14 protein-coding genes are annotated in these 17007 nt (G+C 72.6%); 10 read left to right on the top strand and 4 right to left on the bottom strand.

Translation table 11 applies throughout. From position 1 onward, the window contains the following. Window positions 1–1618 precede the first annotated feature (1618 nt). The 8 genes from ACZ3KP_RS17445 (at window position 1619) to ACZ3KP_RS17410 (ending at window position 9934) form a co-directional block, all read left to right on the top strand. Window positions 1619–2218, top strand: a complete 600-nt coding sequence (locus tag ACZ3KP_RS17445; RefSeq protein ID WP_467500443.1) for a hypothetical protein — start codon at window positions 1619–1621, stop codon at window positions 2216–2218. Window positions 2219–2290: 72 nt separating this feature from the next. Continuing rightward, entirely contained in the window at window positions 2291–2713 is a 423-nt protein-coding gene (locus tag ACZ3KP_RS17440; RefSeq protein WP_132888528.1) for a phage tail protein, read from the top strand. Window positions 2714–2764: 51 nt separating this feature from the next. After that, complete coding sequence (locus tag ACZ3KP_RS17435; protein ID WP_132888529.1) at window positions 2765–3487, top strand: CIS tube protein; 723 nt, start codon at window positions 2765–2767, stop codon at window positions 3485–3487. Continuing rightward, window positions 3487–5400 (top strand): VgrG-related protein, encoded by a 1914-nt coding sequence (locus ACZ3KP_RS17430; protein WP_467500440.1) that lies wholly within the window; start codon window positions 3487–3489, stop codon window positions 5398–5400. Before ACZ3KP_RS17435 ends, ACZ3KP_RS17430 begins: the two co-directional genes overlap by 1 nt. A 40-nt stretch (window positions 5401–5440) precedes the next feature. After that, window positions 5441–5884, top strand: coding sequence for a GPW/gp25 family protein (locus ACZ3KP_RS17425; protein ID WP_132888531.1), 444 nt, complete (start codon window positions 5441–5443; stop codon window positions 5882–5884). Between the two features lie 6 nt (window positions 5885–5890). Continuing rightward, a complete protein-coding gene (locus tag ACZ3KP_RS17420; RefSeq protein WP_358972026.1) occupies window positions 5891–7852 on the top strand; it encodes a putative baseplate assembly protein in 1962 nt (653 codons plus the stop codon). Between the two features lie 31 nt (window positions 7853–7883). Beyond that, window positions 7884–8447, top strand: coding sequence for a phage tail protein (locus tag ACZ3KP_RS17415; protein ID WP_358972028.1), 564 nt, complete (start codon window positions 7884–7886; stop codon window positions 8445–8447). 2 nt (window positions 8448–8449) lie between these two features. Further along, the gene (locus ACZ3KP_RS17410; RefSeq protein ID WP_467500437.1) at window positions 8450–9934 is read left to right on the top strand and encodes a zinc ribbon domain-containing protein; all 1485 of its coding nucleotides are present in this window, start codon (window positions 8450–8452) and stop codon (window positions 9932–9934) included. A 5-nt stretch (window positions 9935–9939) separates the two neighbouring features. Here ACZ3KP_RS17410 and ACZ3KP_RS17405 read toward each other — a convergent pair whose 3' ends face one another. Next, window positions 9940–10890, bottom strand: coding sequence for a glycoside hydrolase family 26 protein (locus ACZ3KP_RS17405; protein ID WP_467500435.1), 951 nt, complete (start codon window positions 10888–10890; stop codon window positions 9940–9942). 150 nt (window positions 10891–11040) lie between these two features. Here ACZ3KP_RS17405 and gndA point away from each other — a divergent pair, with 150 nt between their 5' ends. After that, a complete protein-coding gene (gndA, locus tag ACZ3KP_RS17400; protein ID WP_467500433.1) occupies window positions 11041–12480 on the top strand; it encodes an NADP-dependent phosphogluconate dehydrogenase in 1440 nt (479 codons plus the stop codon). An 82-nt stretch (window positions 12481–12562) separates the two neighbouring features. Here the strand turns inward: gndA and ACZ3KP_RS17395 are convergent, their stop codons facing one another. Both ACZ3KP_RS17395 and ACZ3KP_RS17390 read right to left on the bottom strand, forming a co-directional pair. Then, complete coding sequence (locus tag ACZ3KP_RS17395) at window positions 12563–13603, bottom strand: C40 family peptidase (RefSeq protein ID WP_467500431.1); 1041 nt, start codon at window positions 13601–13603, stop codon at window positions 12563–12565. 164 nt (window positions 13604–13767) lie between these two features. After that, window positions 13768–14958 (bottom strand): right-handed parallel beta-helix repeat-containing protein, encoded by a 1191-nt coding sequence (locus ACZ3KP_RS17390; RefSeq protein WP_467500949.1) that lies wholly within the window; start codon window positions 14956–14958, stop codon window positions 13768–13770. 147 nt (window positions 14959–15105) lie between these two features. Between ACZ3KP_RS17390 and ACZ3KP_RS17385 the strand changes: the two genes are divergently transcribed. Beyond that, the gene (locus ACZ3KP_RS17385) at window positions 15106–15963 is read left to right on the top strand and encodes an LLM class F420-dependent oxidoreductase (protein WP_467500429.1); all 858 of its coding nucleotides are present in this window, start codon (window positions 15106–15108) and stop codon (window positions 15961–15963) included. 46 nt (window positions 15964–16009) lie between these two features. On the opposite strand, the gene ACZ3KP_RS17380 is transcribed toward ACZ3KP_RS17385, so the two are convergent. Next, window positions 16010–16885 (bottom strand): PhzF family phenazine biosynthesis protein, encoded by an 876-nt coding sequence (locus ACZ3KP_RS17380; protein ID WP_467500427.1) that lies wholly within the window; start codon window positions 16883–16885, stop codon window positions 16010–16012. Window positions 16886–17007 lie beyond the last annotated feature (122 nt).

The raw sequence follows: 17007 nt of genomic DNA, 5'->3' as shown, positions 1-17007 counted from the left end.
GGGTGGGGCGTCGACGGTGTCCGTTCAGCGCCAGGTCGGCTCGGCGGGCGCGGTGCCGTCGGCGTCGGGTCGGGGTGAGGGCGGTTCGCCTGGTGCTGCGCCGGGAGCGCCGCTTCAGGGACGCGGTGGTTCGGCGGGTGGGGCGTCGACGGTGTCCGTTCAGCGCCAGGCCGGCACGGCGGGTGTGGTGCCGTCGGCGTCGGCTCGGGGTGAGAGCGGCTCGGCTGGTGCTGCGCCGGGAGCGCCGCTTCAAGGACGGAGTGGCTCGGCGGATGTGACGCAGTCAGCGTCCCGTCAGGGTGAGGGCGGCTCGGCTGGTGCCGCGCCGGGAGCGCCGCTTCAAGGACGGAGTGGCTCGGCGGGTGGGGCGTCTACGGCGTCCGTTCAGCGCCACCGGGACCCGTCAGGCGCGGCGTCGTCAGAGTCCGGTCAGGGTGATGGAGGCTCGGCGAGTGTGGTGCCGTCGGTGTCCGGTCGGGGTGAGGATGGTCCGGCTGGTGCTGTGACAGGGGCGCCCTTGCAGGGTCGAGACGGCTCGCGTCAGGGGGACGGCGGCGCGGCCGGTGCGGCTGCGGTGCCACCTCGTGGCCGGGGTGGCTCGTCGAGCGGGGCGTCGGCGGTGTCCGTTCAGCGCCACCGGGACCCGTCAGGCGCGGCGTCGACAGTGCCCGTTCAGGGCGATGCTGCTGCCGTGCCCCCTCGGGGCCGCGGTGGTTCGGCGGGCGGGGCGTCGGCGGTGTCCGTTCAGCGCCACCGGGACCCGTCAGGCGCGGTGCCGTCCGTGTCCGCGCAGGGCGACGGTGACACGGCGGGCGCTGCTGCGAAAGCCCCCCTCCCGGGTCACGGCGGCCCGACCGACACGCCGACGACAGCGCCCCGTCAGGGGCGCGGGGAACTGCGCGATCAGCCCCCACCGGCCGTCACGGTGGCGACCGGCGGCAACACCCCCTCCGTGCAGCGCGCCGTGTCACCGCCCAGCACTCCCCGCCCCGGCCTAGGTGCCCCCCTGCCCCCCTCCCCGACACCGCCGCGCGCGGTACCCGCACGCTCCGCAGCCGTCGGTGCAACCAACCCTCCGGTGCAGCGCCGGACCACGCACAGCACGGAGACTCCTGCGCCTGCCCCCACCCCCTCGGCCCCGGCCCCGGCTCCCGCATCCGCATCCGCCCAGCGTGCCCTGAGCACCCCGAGCACCCCGAGCACCCCGAGCACCCCCCGCACCCCGAGCATCCCCCGCACCCCCCGCCTCGGTCTCGGCGCCCCCCTCACGTCCCCCGCACGTCCCGTGCAGCGGCAGACACCGGCCGGCACAGCGAACCGCCCGGCCGGCCGGCCGTCTCCGGCGACCACCCCGAACCCACCCGCCCCCGACCTACCGTCGATCCCGGCCGGCGCCTACCACCAGCCCCCCTTCGCCCCCGCCACACCCCCGTTCCTGACCGGAGCCCCGGCCCCGGCCCCGGCCTCCACGCCCGCACCCACCCCCGGCGGCCCCCCGGCACCCGTCCAGCGACGCCCCGCCACTCCACCGGACAGCGCGCCGACGCACATACCCGGCGTCGCCCCCGTCTCCGTCCAGCGGTCCCCCGCCACCCCCTCAGCAGGCACGTCCGCCCACGTGCCGGGCGGCATCGCGCCGCACCGGACGTCCCCGCCCACGCCCGGCCGCACGGCGACCACGGCCGCCGCCCCCACCCTCGCCGTCCCCGTGCAGCGGGCGACCCCCGCCGTCGGCACCTCCCAGCCGGTCCCCCTCCGAACCACCGGCGCGACCGCCCCCCGAACCAGCACCGACCCCCTCCCCCTGGCGCCCCTCAACCCCCCCACCGTCCAGCGCGACCCCCTCCCCACCTCGCTCCCACCGGTCCTTCCCCCGCACTCCGTGAAGAAGACCCCGGTCACCGGCTCCACCCCCACCCGCCCCCACGCCCCGCTCACCAAGTCCGAGACGCCGCCGCCACCTCCGCCGCCGCCCTCGTCCTCACCCCCGGACGATCCCCCGCCGTCGTACTCCGCCTCCGCCTCCGCAGCCGGCGACGGCGACGACCCGCCGGACTACATGGCGATCGAGGAGGGCGGCTTCGACCCCCGGGCCCTGACCGAGTACCAGGTGGACGCACTGGTCCACCGGATCATCGACCGGATCACCCGGCAGGTCCGCACCGAACTGCGCCGGGACCGTGAACGCGTCGGCAAGCTACGCGACTTCCGCCCCTGACCCCCGCCGGCCCATCACCCCCCGCCGACCACCCACCGCCCGTCACCCGCCCCACCCACAGAAAGGCCCCCGATGGCTCGCCAGGACCCGGGAACCACGATCTGGTTCAGCCTCTCCATCGACGGCGAGAGCCTCGGCTACTTCAACGGGTGCCAGGGGCTGTCCTCGCAGGTGGAGGTCGAGCGCAGGCAGGAGGGCGGCAACAACGGCTTCGTGTGGCAACTGCCCACCCGCGTCACCTTCTCCACCATCCGGCTGACCCGTCCGCTCACCCCGGACACCTCGAAGGTCGCCAAGTGGATCTCCTCCGTGCAGACCGGCATCAAGCGCCCCACCGCCCAGATCACGGCACTGCGGGCGGACGGTTCGGAGGTGGCCCGCTGGGGTCTTCTCGACGTCCTGCCCGTGAGCTGGCAGGGCCCCTCCCTGGACCCCGCCAGCCCCGCCGTGGCCACCGAGGTCCTGGAGATCACCCACCACGGCTTCACCGACTGAGCGGGACGAGAGAGACGAGACGGACAGAGAGACGAGAGGGCAGAGAAAGACATGGCCAGCAGCAGCCGGGGCGCCGGCAAGAGCCTCGTGCGCGCCACCCTGGAGATCCACCAGCCCCCACCGAGCGGCAGCCGCACCCCGGGCGCTCTCATCAAGTCCTTCCACTTCGACTTCAACCCGGCGCAGCTCAGCATCGGCCGCCGTGCCGACTGGAAGTCCTCGTACGCGCCGATCGAACGCGACGGTCCGCTCCCGGAGTTCCTCGGCGCGTACCCCCGGCAGATGAACGTGGAGATCTTCCTGGACTCCTCCGACGACCCGACCGACAACACGGTGCTCAAGAAGGTCGAGTCGCTGCTGACCTGCTGCGAGGTCACCAGTCAGAGCATCGCCAACAAGCGGCCCTCGCCGCCGTGGGTGGTCTTCGAGTGGGGTTCGTTCTCGACGGCCCGCTTCACGGCGTTCGTCGCCTCCGCCGACGCCTCGTACACCCTGTTCGGGACGAGTGGGATGCCCATCCGGGCCACCTGCCGACTGCAGCTCCAGGAGATCCCGACCAAAACCCCCGGGCAGAACCCGACCTCCGGGGCGCTCACCGCGCAGCGCGTGCACCGGGTGGTCGCCGGGGACTCGCTCCAGGCGCTGGCCTGGCGGGAGTACGGCGACGCGTCGGCGTGGCGGGCGATCGCCGACGCCAACGGGATCGACGACCCGAACCGGCTGCCCACCGGCACGGAACTCGTGCTGCCCGCCGCCGAGGAGGTGCGGCGCTGATGGTCAAGTACGCCTATTCGAACATCATCAAGGTCACCGTCGACGGGAAGGACCTGAAGTCCGATCCGGTGTGGGGGTCCGCGCTGGTCGAGGCCCATGTGGACCAGGGTGTCGGGGTGCCCGCCGCCTTCCACCTGACCTTCCGCGACAAGGACCGCAAGCTCTTCGGCGACCTGGGCGTCAAGTTCGGCAGCGAGGTGGTGCTCACCCCGATGTCCGACGGCCTGGACACCGCGGGCCCGCTGCTGACCGGCGAGGTCACCGCCATGGAGGCCGAGTACGACGGCACCGGCAGCTACGCCGTGATCCGCGGCTACGACAACGGCTTCCGGCTGATGCGCCAGCGCCGGGTGGTCGCCTACCGCAACCAGACGGCCTCCGACATCGCCCGCAAGCTGGCCGGGCAGGACGGGGTGCCGATCGGACGGATCGACGCGACGAAGACCGTCTACGAGTTCATCAGCCAGAGCAACGTCACCGACTGGGAGTTCCTCGCGCGGCTCGCCGACGAGAACGAGATGGTCATGTCGGTCGACGCGAAGGGCAAGTTCCAGTTCGTGAAGCCGAAGGACGCCTCCGGGGCGCCCTCGACCAGCACGGACGGCGACAAGAGCCCCTTCGTCCTGGAGGCCGGGCACGACATCCTGCGGCTGCGTTCCGCGGTGACCGCCGCCGACCAGGTCGCCACCGTCGAGTCCCGCGGCTGGGACGTGACGACGAAGAAGACGCTCACCGCGACCTCGAAGGCCAACGGGAACAAGGCGTACAGCATCGGCGCCACCCCCGGCGACGCCTACGCAAAGTTCCCGGCGGCCAAGCTGGTCGAGACCCGCACCCCCTACGACAAGCAGTCCGAGGTGAAGTTCGCGGCCGACGCCCTCTCCGACGACGTGACGAGCGGGTTCGCGGAGGTCGAGGTGATCGTCCGGGGCAACCCGCAGCTGCGGCCCGGGGTGCCGGTGGCGCTCAAGGACGTCGGCACGCCCTTCGCCGGCAAGTACACGGTGACCTCGGTACGGCACGTCTTCGGCGACGCCAAGCACTACGAGACCTGGGTGACGGTCAGCGGCCGGCAGTGGCGGTCGCTGTACGGGGTGGCCTCGGGCGGCGGGGGCACCGACGCCGGTTCCGACCGGCAGCTCAGTGTGGCCCCGGCGCTCGTCACCGACGTGCAGGACCCGCTCCAGCAGGGCCGGGTGAAGATCAAGTTCCCCTGGCTCGACGACACCTACGTCAGCGACTGGACGCGGACCGTGCAGATGGGCGGGGTGCGCGGCGGCGGGGTGTTCCCGATGGACGTCGGCGACGAGGTGCTGGTCGCCTTCGACCGGGGCGCCCTCGACCACGCGTACGTCATCGGCGGCCTCTACAACGGCAAGGACAAGCCGACCAGGGTCAGGGACGTACCGCTGCACGACGGGATGCGCGGCCGCGCCACCCGGCACACGATCTCCGACCGCGTCGGCAACCGGATGGACCTGCTCGACCAGCGGGGCCGCAAACAGGGCGTCCGGCTGGCCAGCGGCGACGACAAGCTGACCGTCCACCTCGACCGGCAGAAGACCGAGATCACCGTGGACAGCAAGGGCAGCGTCTCCATCAAGGGCAGCAGGTCGGTGTCGGTCGAGGCCGGCGCGAACCTGTCCCTGAAGGCGGGCGGCGCGCTCAGCATCAGGAGCGGCGGACCGCTCTCCCTGCAGAGCGCGGAACTCGTCGACATCAAGTCCCCCGCGGGCGCGGTCTCCGTGAACGCCGCCGCCGTGAACCTGATGGCGAACGCGGCCCTGTCGCTGCGCGGCAACGCCGCCGTCGCGATCAGCTCCCTGGCCACCGTGGCGATCCAGGCCCCCGAGGTGCCGGTCCTCGGCAACCTGATGATGGGCGGACTGACGGTGATGGTGATCCCGGCATGAGCGGGCACGAGGTCCTCGCCGAGGGGCGGGTGCGGAGCTGATGGCAGAACAGTTCGTGGGCTCGGGCTGGTCCTTCCCGCTGCGGATCGGCCCCACCGGCGGTATCGCCCTGGTCAGCGGCGAGAAGGAGGTCGAGGAGGCCATCCGGCTCGTGCTGTCCACGGCCCCCGGTGAACGCCCGATGCGCCCGGAGTTCGGCTGCGCCATCCACGACCTGGTCTTCGCGCCGGTCAACGAACAGACCGCAGGCCGGATCCAGCACGAGGTGTACACCAGCCTGGACCGCTGGGAGCCGCGGATCGAGGTCGAGGACGTCGAGGTCAGCACCGGGGCCGACCCGAGCGTGCTGATGATCGACGTCCGCTACTCGATCCGCGGCACCAACAACCCGCGCAGCCTGGTCTTCCCCTTCTACGTCATCCCGTCCCACGACGAGCCGGACCTGCCGCCCGCCTCCTCGGACTCCTCGGAAAGCGACCGCTGATCCCCGATGGCCCTGCCCTCCCCGAACCTCGACGACCGTCGCTTCCAGCAGTTCGTCGACGACGCCAAGCGTTACATCCAGCAGCGCGCGCCGGAGTGGACCGACCACAACGTCTCGGACCCCGGCATCACGCTGGTGGAGACGGTCGCGCACATGGCCGACCAGATCGTGTACCGGCTCAACCGGGTCCCGGAGAAGAACCACCTGGCCTTCCTGGACCTGGTCGGCATCACGCTGTTCCCGCCGTCGGCGGCCCGCACCGAGGTGACGTTCTGGCTGTCGGCGGCCCAGGAGGAGACGGTTCCGGTGCCGGTCGGCACCGAGGTGGCGACCCGCCGTACCGAGACCCAGGAGGCGGTGGTCTTCGCGACCGAACGTGACCTGGCGATCGTGCCGAGCGCGCTGCGTCACCTGATGAAGCAGGAGCGCGGCTCGGCCGTCGTCGACCTCACCCACGAACTCGCCGAGGGCAAGGACCTGTTGTGCTTCACGGAGTCCCCGAACCCCGGTGACTGCATGCTGCTCGGCCTGTCCGCGGCCGTCCCGCACTGCGCGGTCGCGCTCGACCTGGACAGCAGGGTCGACGGTGTCGGCGTGGATCCGCGGCAGCCGCCGCTGGTGTGGGAGGCGTGGACGGAGGACGGCTGGCGGGAGTGCGAGGTCGACCAGGACGGCACGGGTGGTCTGAACCGGCCCGGCGAGGTCGTGCTGCACGTTCCCGGCGGCCACGTGCTGTCCCGCAACGGCGGCCGGGAGGCGGGCTGGCTGCGCTGCCGGGTCACCGAACCCCACCCCGACCAGCCCTTCTACACCACCTCCCCGACGGTCCGGTTCGCCGAGGCCTGCACCATCGGCGGCACCACCGGCGCGGTGCACGCGGAGACCGTCGAGGACGAGGCCCTCGGCGAGTCCACCGGCCTGCCCGGCCAGCGGCTGCGGCTCGCCCACGCCCCGGTCGTCGGTGACACCCCGCCGCTGCTCCTGCAGACCGCCGAGCACGACGGTGAGGGCGGCTGGCTGGACTGGCAGGTGGTCCCGCACTTCGCGGCCTCCGGGCCGTACGACCGGCACATCACGCTCGACGCGACCACCGGCGAGATCGCGTTCGGCCCCGCGGTGCGCGAACCGGACGGCTCGCTGCGCCAGTACGGCGCGGTGGCCGCGAAGGGCGCCGTCATCCGGGCCCGCCGCTACCGCACCGGCGGCGGCCGGGACGGCAACGTGGCCCGGGGGGCCGTACAGATCCTGCGCTCCTCCATCCCGTACGTCTCCGAGGTCGTCAACCGGGAGGCGGCGCGCGGGGGAGTGGACGGCGAGACGGTCGCCGAGGCCAAGGTGCGCGCCCCGATCACGCTGCGCGCCCAGGAGCGGGCGGTGACCCTGCGGGACTACGAGGAGCTGGCCCGCCGCGCCGCCCCGGAGACCGCCCGGATCACCTGCCTGGAGGGCGAGGAGGGCGAGCACGGCGCCTACGCGGTACGGGTCCTGGTGGTCCCGCAGGCCGTCGCGGACCCGGGCGGGCGGCTGCGCTTCGAGCAACTCGTGCCCGGGGACGCCCTGTTGGACCGCATCACCCGGCACCTGGACGAACGCCGTCTGATCGGCACCAGGCTGGCCGTCGGACCGCCCTTCTACCAGGGCGTCACCGTCGTCGCCACGCTGCACGCCTTCCGCGGGGTGGACGTCGACCGGGTCCGCCGCCAGGCCCACGACGCCCTCTACCGCCACCTCGACCCGCTGACCGGCGGCGCCGACGGCAAGGGTTGGCCGTTCGGGCGCCCGGTGCAGTCCGGCGAGGTCTTCGCGGTGCTGCAACGCGTCCCCGGCGTCGAACTCGTCGACGAGGTCGTCCTGCACCCCGCCGACCCGCTCACCGGCAAGCGCGGCGACCCGACGGACCGCATCGACCTGGACGCGCCGTCCCTGGTCTTCTCCTACGACCACCGGGTCCGGGTGATCGGCGAATGACGACGGCCGACGACGTGTCCGGAGGTCCGCGTTGAGAGGCTCGATCGACGGCCTGGGCTCCTCCACCCCCATCGGCCCGATGCTCCCCGCGGTCTTCGCCGACGACGACCTCGCCCTGCGCTTCGTCGCCGGCCTGGACGACGTGATCGCCCCGATCCCCAACGTCCTCGACTGCCTGCCCAGTTACTTCGACCCGGCGCTGGCCCCGCTGGACTTCGCGGAGTGGCTCGGCACCTGGGTCGGCGCGGAGACGGACGGCACCGAACCGGCACCGCTGCTCCGCGCGGCGGTGGCCGCGGCCGCCCACCTGCACCGCATCCGGGGCACCCGGCGCGGCCTGTCCGAGGCGGTCCGGCTGGCGTTCGGCGTGGCACCGGAGATCACCGAGAGCGGCGGCGCGACCTGGAGCGCCCGCCCGCTCGGCGCGTTCCCCGGCGCCCCGCGCCCCCACCTGCACGTCCACCTCACGCTGCCCGCGCCCACCCCGGCCGACGAGGTCCGCCTGGAACGCCTCGTGGCCGCTGCCCGCCCCGCCCACATGCCCTACACGGTCCAGGTGACCGCTTCTTCCCCGTCCGCCGAAAGGACCCCGTAGCGATGACGACCACCCAGAACTGCACGGAGTGCGGCACGGTCGCCGAACCGGGCCAGTCCTTCTGCGACGCCTGCGGAGGGGTCCTGAGCTGGACCGGCAACCGGGACACCCCGGCCGCGGCGTCGAACTCCACCACCCCGCCCCCGGGCTGGGACGCCTTCACCCGCCGCGACGGCGGCACCGGCCTCCCCCAACGGGAGATCCGAACCCCGGCAACGGCAACGGCAACCGCAACGGCACCCCCCGACACCCAGGAAGCCGCGCCGCCGACAGCCCCCCGCCAGGACCACACCGACTCGTCGGGTACGGCCACGACAGCACCCCTTCAGGACCACGCCGACTCGTCGGGTACGGCCACGACAGCACCCCTTCAGGACCACGCCGACTCGTCGGGTACGGCCACGACAGCGCCCCTTCAGGGGCGCGGGGAACTGCGCGACCAGCCACAACCCACCCGCACGGACCCCACCACCCCCACCACCCCCACCACCCCCGACGCCCCCACCGTCCCCACACCGCAAGCCACCGACGAGACGACGCAGCCTTCGCACCCCCCGCAGACCCCGCCCGCCGAAGGCGACGACGCCCACGACCGGGCACGGCGCCTGCTCATCCCGGTGGCGGAACCCACCCCCACCCCGGCCCCCTCCACCGTCTCCCCCGTCCTCCCCGGCCGCCCCACCCCCCAACGCCCCACCTCCGTCCGCGCCCCCGGCGAAGACCTCGGCGCCCACGGCGGCACCCCCTGCCCCTGGTGCGCCACCCCCAACCGCCCCGACCGCCACTTCTGCACCCGCTGCGCCATGCCCATGGCCGGCCACCCCGACACCTCCCCGTCGGCCCCCCGCCCGTGGTGGCGCCGCATCCTCGACTTCCGCAACCGCGAGACCCCGTGGGCGGGCGACCGCCCCCGCCTCCGCCGCACCTTCGACCGCGTCCTCACCTGGATCGGCGTGGCCCTCATCCTCACCGCCGTCGCGGTCCTGGCGGTCAACACGCCGAAGGCGATCAGCGCCACCCGCGACCACTTCGCCAAGCGCGTCCAGGTCCCCCCGGACCGCGTCAGCGCCTCCCGCTCGTACGCGGGCCACAAGCCGGACCTGGCCTTCGACAAGCTGAACAACACCTGGTGGGGCCCGGGTGTGACGCAGTCCGGCCAGGGCGAGTGGATCGAGGCCCGCTTCGACGAGCCGACCCGCCTGCTCAACGTCATCTTCACCTCGGGCGAGTCGACCCACTTCGACCAGCTCAAGAAGTCGGCGCTGCCGCACCGGCTGAAGGCGACGATCAAGACGGCCGACGGAAGGACCGAGGACCGCGAGCTGGTCCTGGACCAGACGGCCGGCGGTCAGACCCGCGGCTTCCGCGCGGCGGACGTCGTCTCGGTCCGCTTCACGATCGAGTCGTCGTACCAGGCATCGGCCGAGACCCAGGTCGCCATCGCCGAGATCGAGTTCTTCGGCCCGTCCAGCGCCGGCTCCTCCTGACGCGCCTATCTCCTCATCAGGGACCGGTACACGGCCGTGGACCTGGGGTTGCCGCGGCACCCCCAGACCCCGTGCGGGCAGTAGTCCGTGAGGGTCTGGTACACCGGCCGGGCGCTCGCGAACCAGTCCAGCATGCCCCGCAGGTACGCGGGGTCGTCCCCGTTCTCGTACAGCCCCCACTCCGGGTACGAGACGGGCTTGCCGTGGGCCCGGGCGAAGTCGACCTGGGCCCGCAGCCCGTAGGGCTCCGCCACCTGCTCCGGGAAGGAGAGCCCGCGCGGGGCGTCGTAGGCATCCATCCCGATGATGTCGACGTACCGGTCCCCGGGGTAGCACCGGGTCCAGGGGACCGCGTCCCGGCCCCGGTCGGGCGCGAAGTCGAAACGGAACCGCCGGCCCGGCACCGACCGCATCGCGGTGACGATCCGCACCCAGTACGCCTTCCAGGCGGCCGGGTCGGGGCCGCAGCGGTGGGTGTACGTCACCCCGTTCATCTCCCAGCCGAGGACGATGACGGTGTCCGGCGCGCCGACCGCCACCAGCCGCCGGGCCAGCGCCCGGAAGTGGCCGTCGTACGACCCGGCCGCCCCGAGTCGCAGTTCGCGGCGGACCTCGGCGTCCGGCAGGTGCTCCTCCGTCCGTTCCAGCATCGGCACGTTGAGGACGAGCAGCCGGTCCGGTTCGGCCCGCCGCCAGCGCGCCCACAGCCGGACGAAGCCGGGGGCGCCCTCGATGTTCGGCCACACGTCACCGGGCAGGTACGTGTGCCCGACGCGCGGTTCGTCGCGGCCCAGCCACGCGCCGAGCGCGCGCACCCGGCGCACGCCGTCGGCGCCGTAGCCGAGGTACGCCCCGAAGGGGCCGGGGGCGGGGGCGCGCGGGGTCTCCGGGCGGGAGACGGGCAGCAGCAGGAGGGCGACCAGCGCGGTGACCAGGACGAACCTCAGACGAGCCATGAGGGGCAGTCTGTCCGTTGCGGCACGGCGGTGCGGGCGGTGCGGACATCTTCGAACTTTGTGCGAGACACCGGCCCGGTCTGAACGGACGCCCACCGTCCGCCCGTACCTCCGGGCACGTCAGCGTTCGACCGCAGATCGGAGTCCCCCGTGAACGCATCCGCAGCCATCGGCGTGACCGGCCTGGGCGTGATGGGCCGCAACCTGGCCCGGAACTTCGCCCGGCACGGCTACCCGGTCGCCGTCCACAACCGCACGCCCGCCCGGACCCGTGCGCTGCTCGACGAGTACGGGCACGAGGGCACGTTCGTCGGCGCGGAGAGCGCCGCGGAGTTCGTCGCCGCCCTCGAACGCCCCCGCCGCCTCATGATCATGGTGCAGGCGGGCGCGGCCACCGACGCCGTCATCGACGAGTTCGTCCCGCTCCTCGAACCCGGTGACATCGTCATCGACGGCGGCAACGCCCACTTCGCCGACACCCGCCGCCGCGAGGCCGCCCTGCGCGAGAAGGGGCTGCACTTCGTGGGCGTCGGGGTGTCCGGCGGCGAGGAGGGCGCGCTGCACGGGCCCGCCGTCATGCCGGGCGGGTCCGTCGAGTCGTACGCCGTCCTCGGGCCGATGTTCGAGGACATCAGCGCCAAGGTCGGCGGCGAGGCGTGCTGCACGCACGTCGGCGCCGACGGCGCCGGGCACTTCGTGAAGATGGTCCACAACGGCATCGAGTACGCCGACATGCAGCTCATCGCCGAGGCCTACGACCTGCTGCGGCAGGTGGGCGGATACACGCCGGCCGAGATCGCGGACATCTTCCGCCAGTGGAACGGCGGTCGGCTCGGCTCCTACCTCATCGAGATCACGGCCGACGTCCTCGGCCACGTCGACGCCGCGACCGGGGCCCCCTTCGTCGACGTGGTCGCCGACGCGGCCGGGCAGAAGGGGACCGGGCGCTGGACCGTGCAGACCGCGCTGGACCTGGCCTCGCCGGTCACCGCCATCGCCCAGGCGACGTTCGCCCGCGCGGCCTCCGGGCGCCGTGAACTGCGGTCCGCCTACGCCGGGTTGCCCGGCGGGACCACGCCACCGCTCAGCGCGACCGAGGCCGACCGCTTCGCGTCCCGTGTCGAGCACGCCCTGTACGCGTCGAAGGTCATCGCCTACGACCAGGGCTGGACGATGATCCAGGACGCCGCCGCCGAGTACGGCTGGAAGATCGACCTCGGTGCGGTGGCGCGGATCTGGCGGGGCGGCTGCATCATCCGGGCGTCCTTCCTGGACCGGATCCGCGCGGCCTACGGGGCCGACCCCGACCTGGTGAGCCTGCTCGCGGAGGGGGAGTTCGCGCAGGAGATCGCGGACGCGCAGGTGCCGTGGCGCGAGACGGTCGCGTCCGCGACCCGCCGGGGCGTCCCGGTCCCGGCGTTCTCGGCGGCCCTCGCCCACTACGACACGCTCCGCGCGGACCGCCTCCCGGCGGCCCTCCTCCAGGGCCAGCGCGATTACTTCGGCGCGCACGCCTACCGGCGGACGGACCGGGAGGGCACCTTCCACACCCTGTGGGCGACGGACGGCCGCCCCGAAACAGAGGCCTGAGCAAAAAGCGCCCCGTTCCTCCCCCAGCCTCCGGCCGGGGGTGCCCCCAGCGCCCCTACGGGGCGCTGTGGTTCGACCCCGGTCAGACGCGGACGCCGAACATGAACGGGCCGCCGATGGTGCTCATCGACTCGTAGCGGACGACCGTGCCGGTGCGCGGGGCGTGCAGGATCTGCCCGTTGCCCGCGTACAGGCCCACGTGGTGCAGGTCGTTGAAGAAGAAGACGAGGTCGCCGACCTGGAGCTGCGAGGCCGAGTAGATCTTGGTGCCGATGGTCGCCTGCGACTCGGAGGTGCGCGGGATGGAGACGCCGGCCTGCGCGTAGGCCCAGGACGTCAGGCCCGAGCAGTCGTAGGAGGACGGGCCGGTGGCGCCGTACACGTACGGGGTGCCGATCTTGGTCCTGGCGGCGGCGAAGGCGGCGGCGGCCCTGCCGGTGGCGGAGGTGTCGCCGCCGAGGTCCACGCGCGCGCTGGAGGAGCGGCTGGCGCGGTCCTGCTCGGCGGCGAGGGCGGCCTTCTCGGCGGCGGTGAGGCTGTTGAGCAGTTTCTGCGCCGCGGCGAGCTTGGCCTGAACCTCCTTCTTCTTCTGGCCGAGTTCGGTGCGGGTGGCGGCCAGGTCCTTCAGCTTGCCGGACGCCTCGGCGCGCTCCTGGGCCAGTTCCCGCTGCTTCGCCTGGATCTTCTTCAGCGTCTCGACCTGCTGGCTGCTCAACTGGTCCAGCGTGGACGCCTTGTCGAGGTAGCTGTCCGGGTCGGAGGAGAGGAAGAGCTGGAGGGACGGGTCGAGGCCGCCGCTGCGGTACTGGGCGGTGGCCATGGAGCCGATGCCGTCGCGCAGTTCGTTCAGTTCGTCCTGGCCGCGTGCGACCGAGTCCTGCAGCGCGGATATCTGCTTCTGCAGCTTCTCCTGCTTCTCCTTGGCCCCGTTGAACTTCTCGGTGGCCTGCTCGGCCTCCTCGTAGAGCTTGTCCACACGGGACTTGACCTCGTTCTTGCTCGGCTTCTCGCTGGGCGCCGCGTTGGCCGCCTGGGCGGAGAGGGCCACGGCGGCAGCGGCGGCGGAGGTGAGCACGGTGACCCGAGCACGGCTCGGCTGCTTGGGACGACGGTGGGACGCCACGGAGGCGAACTCCTTCCGAGCAGAGGTTCGGGGCAACAGACACTAATGACTTTCTTATGGTCAGTTCAAATCTTCGCTTGAAAATTCTTGGCCGGAACCGATCGGGACGGCCCCCCGGGCGGACCGGGTGTCCACAGGGTGTGGACACCCGGGGCGGTGCCGGACTACGGGTTCACGACGCTGCCGCCGAAGGTGACGTTCAGCTTGCCGCTGGAGGCGAAGGACCAGCCGAGGGCGCCCGCGTAGGAGGAGCAGCGGGAGCCGTTCGTACCCGTCCAGAACTGGTTGGAGCTGTCGACGTCGCCGACGGTCTTGTCGTTCGAGCCGCTGACGGAGAACCGGCACGAGGTGTTGGTGCGGAACACCGAGGTGCCCTTGTCGAAGGAGAAGTTGCGCTCGGCGTTGTCGATGCCCACGTTGTTCGAGACGGCCATCGTGCCGGGGTTGCTGTTGTAGGTGAACCCGTGGTGCCCGTTGCCGTACGCGATGTCGTGCCGCACCACGTGGTTGACGGCGATGGCGTCGCCGCCGAGCTTGTAGCCATTGCGGTCGCCGTTGGCGTTCTGCGTGCCGTCGGTCAGGGTGCCGTTGCCGTAGGAGAGCGAGTACTCGATGGTGACCGGGCCGATCGCGCCGGTGTCGGTCTTCGTGTACAGGTCCCAGCCGTCGTCGATGTTGTTGTGCGAGACGTCGTACCGGAAGACGTTCCCGGTGCCGGTGGTCAGCTTCGACGCGAACCCGTCCGCGTTCTCGCCGCCGCTGTCCTCGTTGTCGTGCGACTCGGAACTGACGATCAGGTTGTTCGCGGGCCACGCGCTGCTGGGTGTGGTGGCGGAGATCCGGCCGAGCTGGAGGCCGGTGTCCCGGTTGTACGCGGTGACCGTCCGCTCGACGACGTTGTTGCTGCCGCCGACGTAGATCCCGTTGTCACCGGCGTGCTCGACCGTCAGGCCGTACAGGTGCCAGTAGTTGGCAAACAGCTGGATGCCCCGGTTGGTCGAACTCTCGCTCTGCGCGGAGAAGTTGAACACCGGGGTCTCGCCGGGGTAGGCGGAGAGCGTGGTGCGGGCGCCGGCGGTCCCGTCGGAGCCGGCCGGGATGGTCACCGTGGCGGAGTAGTTGTACGTCCCGCCGCGCACGTAGATCGTGCCGCCGGCGGCGATCCGGCTGATCGCGGAGGTGAGCGTGGTCGGCGCGGACTGGGTGCCGGCCGCGCTGTCGGTGCCGCTCGGCGACACGTACAGCACCGTGGACGCGGCCTGTGCGGGCGTGCCGGACAACGCCACGAGCGTGCCGGCGACCAGGCCGACGGCCGTGATGACTGGTCTCACGTGCATCGTTGTCTCCGTTCGGATGCATTCCGGAGGGCGCGGTAAGCGCTTTCTAAGCGAAGCTAGAAGCGTGTTGTGGGCGCGTCAAGTTTCATGGATGTAAAGAAAATTCAGAGATGTGATCGTTCAGGCTGACGGAATACGCGTCAGGACGCTCCGGTTGTGCATCGTATGACCGAGATCACGGACAAGATCGACCTTGGTGCCGTCGGTGTCTGGCGCCTCTCGACGAAGGCCGGGCCCGAGGTGGCCGTCGAGGTGGAACGGCTCGGCTACGGCACCCTCTGGCTCGGCAACGTGACCGACCCGGACCTGGCGGTGGTCGAACGTCTCCTCGACGCCACGCAACGGCTGGTGGTCGCCACCGGCATCGTGAACATCTGGTCCAACCCGGCGGACCGGGTCGCCCGCGCGTACCGGCGCATCGCCGAACGTCACGCGGACCGCTTCCTGCTGGGCGTCGGCGCCGGACACCCCGAGGCGACCAAGGAGTTCGTACGGCCGTACCAGGCGCTGAACGACTACCTGGACGTCCTCGACGAAGGTGGCGTACCGGTGGCACGCCGGGCGCTGGCGGCGCTCGGCCCCCGCGTCCTGCGCCTGGCCGGCGCGCGCACGGCGGCCGCGCACCCCTACCTCGTCACCCCCGAACACACCCGGCAGGCGCGCGGGACCCTGGGTGCGGGACCGCTGCTGGCCCCCGAGCAGAAGGTGGTCCTGGAGACCGACCGTACCCGGGCCCGCGCCATCGGTGACGCCACGCTCGGCATGTACCTGGGGCTGGGCAACTACGTCAGCAACCTGCGCCGCCTGGGCTTCGATGACACCGACTTCGCGAACGGCGGCAGCGACCGCCTCTTCGACGCGCTGATCCTGCACGGCACCACGGCCCAGGTGGCGCAGGGCCTACGGGCCCACCTCGACGCGGGCGCCGACCACGTGGCCCTCCAACTCGTCCACCCTGACAACACCGACCCCCTCCCGGCGTACCGGGAACTGGCGTCGGCCCTGGGGCTGGTGACCGGGTAGGTGACTCGTGCCCCGTCCCGCTGTCGGGACGGGGCAGGGGCGGCCCTCAGCCGATGCGGGCGCCGGTGCCGCTCACCCGGACGCGGGGGTCGTCCGCGCGCAGGGTGACCGTGAGCTCGCCGGGGCGGCCCAGGTCCTCGCCCTGGTGCAGGGTGAGGACCGCGTCCTCGGGCACCAGGCCCAACTCACGGGCGTACGCGCCGAACGCGGCGGCCGCGGCGCCGGTCGCCGGGTCCTCGACGACCCCGCCGACCGGGAAGGGGTCCCGGACGTGGAAGACGGTGGCCGACGCCCGCCACACCAGTTGGACCGTGGTCAGGTCCAGGCGGTGCATCAGGGCTTCGAGGCGCGCGAAGTCGTAGGCGAGGTCGGCGAGGCGGGCCCGGGTCGCGGCCGCGAGCACGAGATGGCGGGCGCCGGCGAACGCGACGCGGGGCGGGAAGGCGGGGTCGAGATCGGCGGCCGGCCAGCCGAGCGCGGCCAGCGCCTCCGTGAGGTCGGCGGCGGAGATCTCCTCGGTGTGCGGCTCGACGCTGGTGAGCGTGGCCCGGATCGCGCCGCCCTCCTCGGTCACCGTCACCGGGACCGTGCCGGCGGGGGTGGCGAACACCAGCTCGCCGGGGCCCGTCCGCTCGGCGAGGGCCACGGCGGTCGCGATCGTGGCGTGCCCGCAGAACGGCACCTCGGCCCTGGGGCTGAAGTAACGGATGCGGTAGGCCCGTTGCGCCCCGTCGGCCAGGCCCTCCGGGGGCGCGGTCAGGAACGCGGACTCCGAGTACCCGAGCTCGGCGGCGATGGCCAGCATGTCGCCGTCGTCCAGGCCGGTCGCGTCCAGTACGACCCCGGCGGGGTTGCCGCCGTCGGGGGTGCTGGAGAAGGCGGTGTAGCGCAGTACCTCGGGGCGTGGCGCGTTCGTCGTCATGATCGGGACAACGTGGGGCCGCACGGCGGCTATTCCGGCAGGCCGACTCGAAGCACTGCTCGAAGCTGGACTCGACGCCCCCGCCCGAGGTCCTTCCTTGCCGCCGACTCCCTCGATCTGGG

It is taken from the genome of Streptomyces sp. NPDC020958, assembly GCF_055562175.1.
Note: the sequence above shows the minus strand (reverse complement) of the source record. Positions and strands in the feature narration are given on the sequence as shown.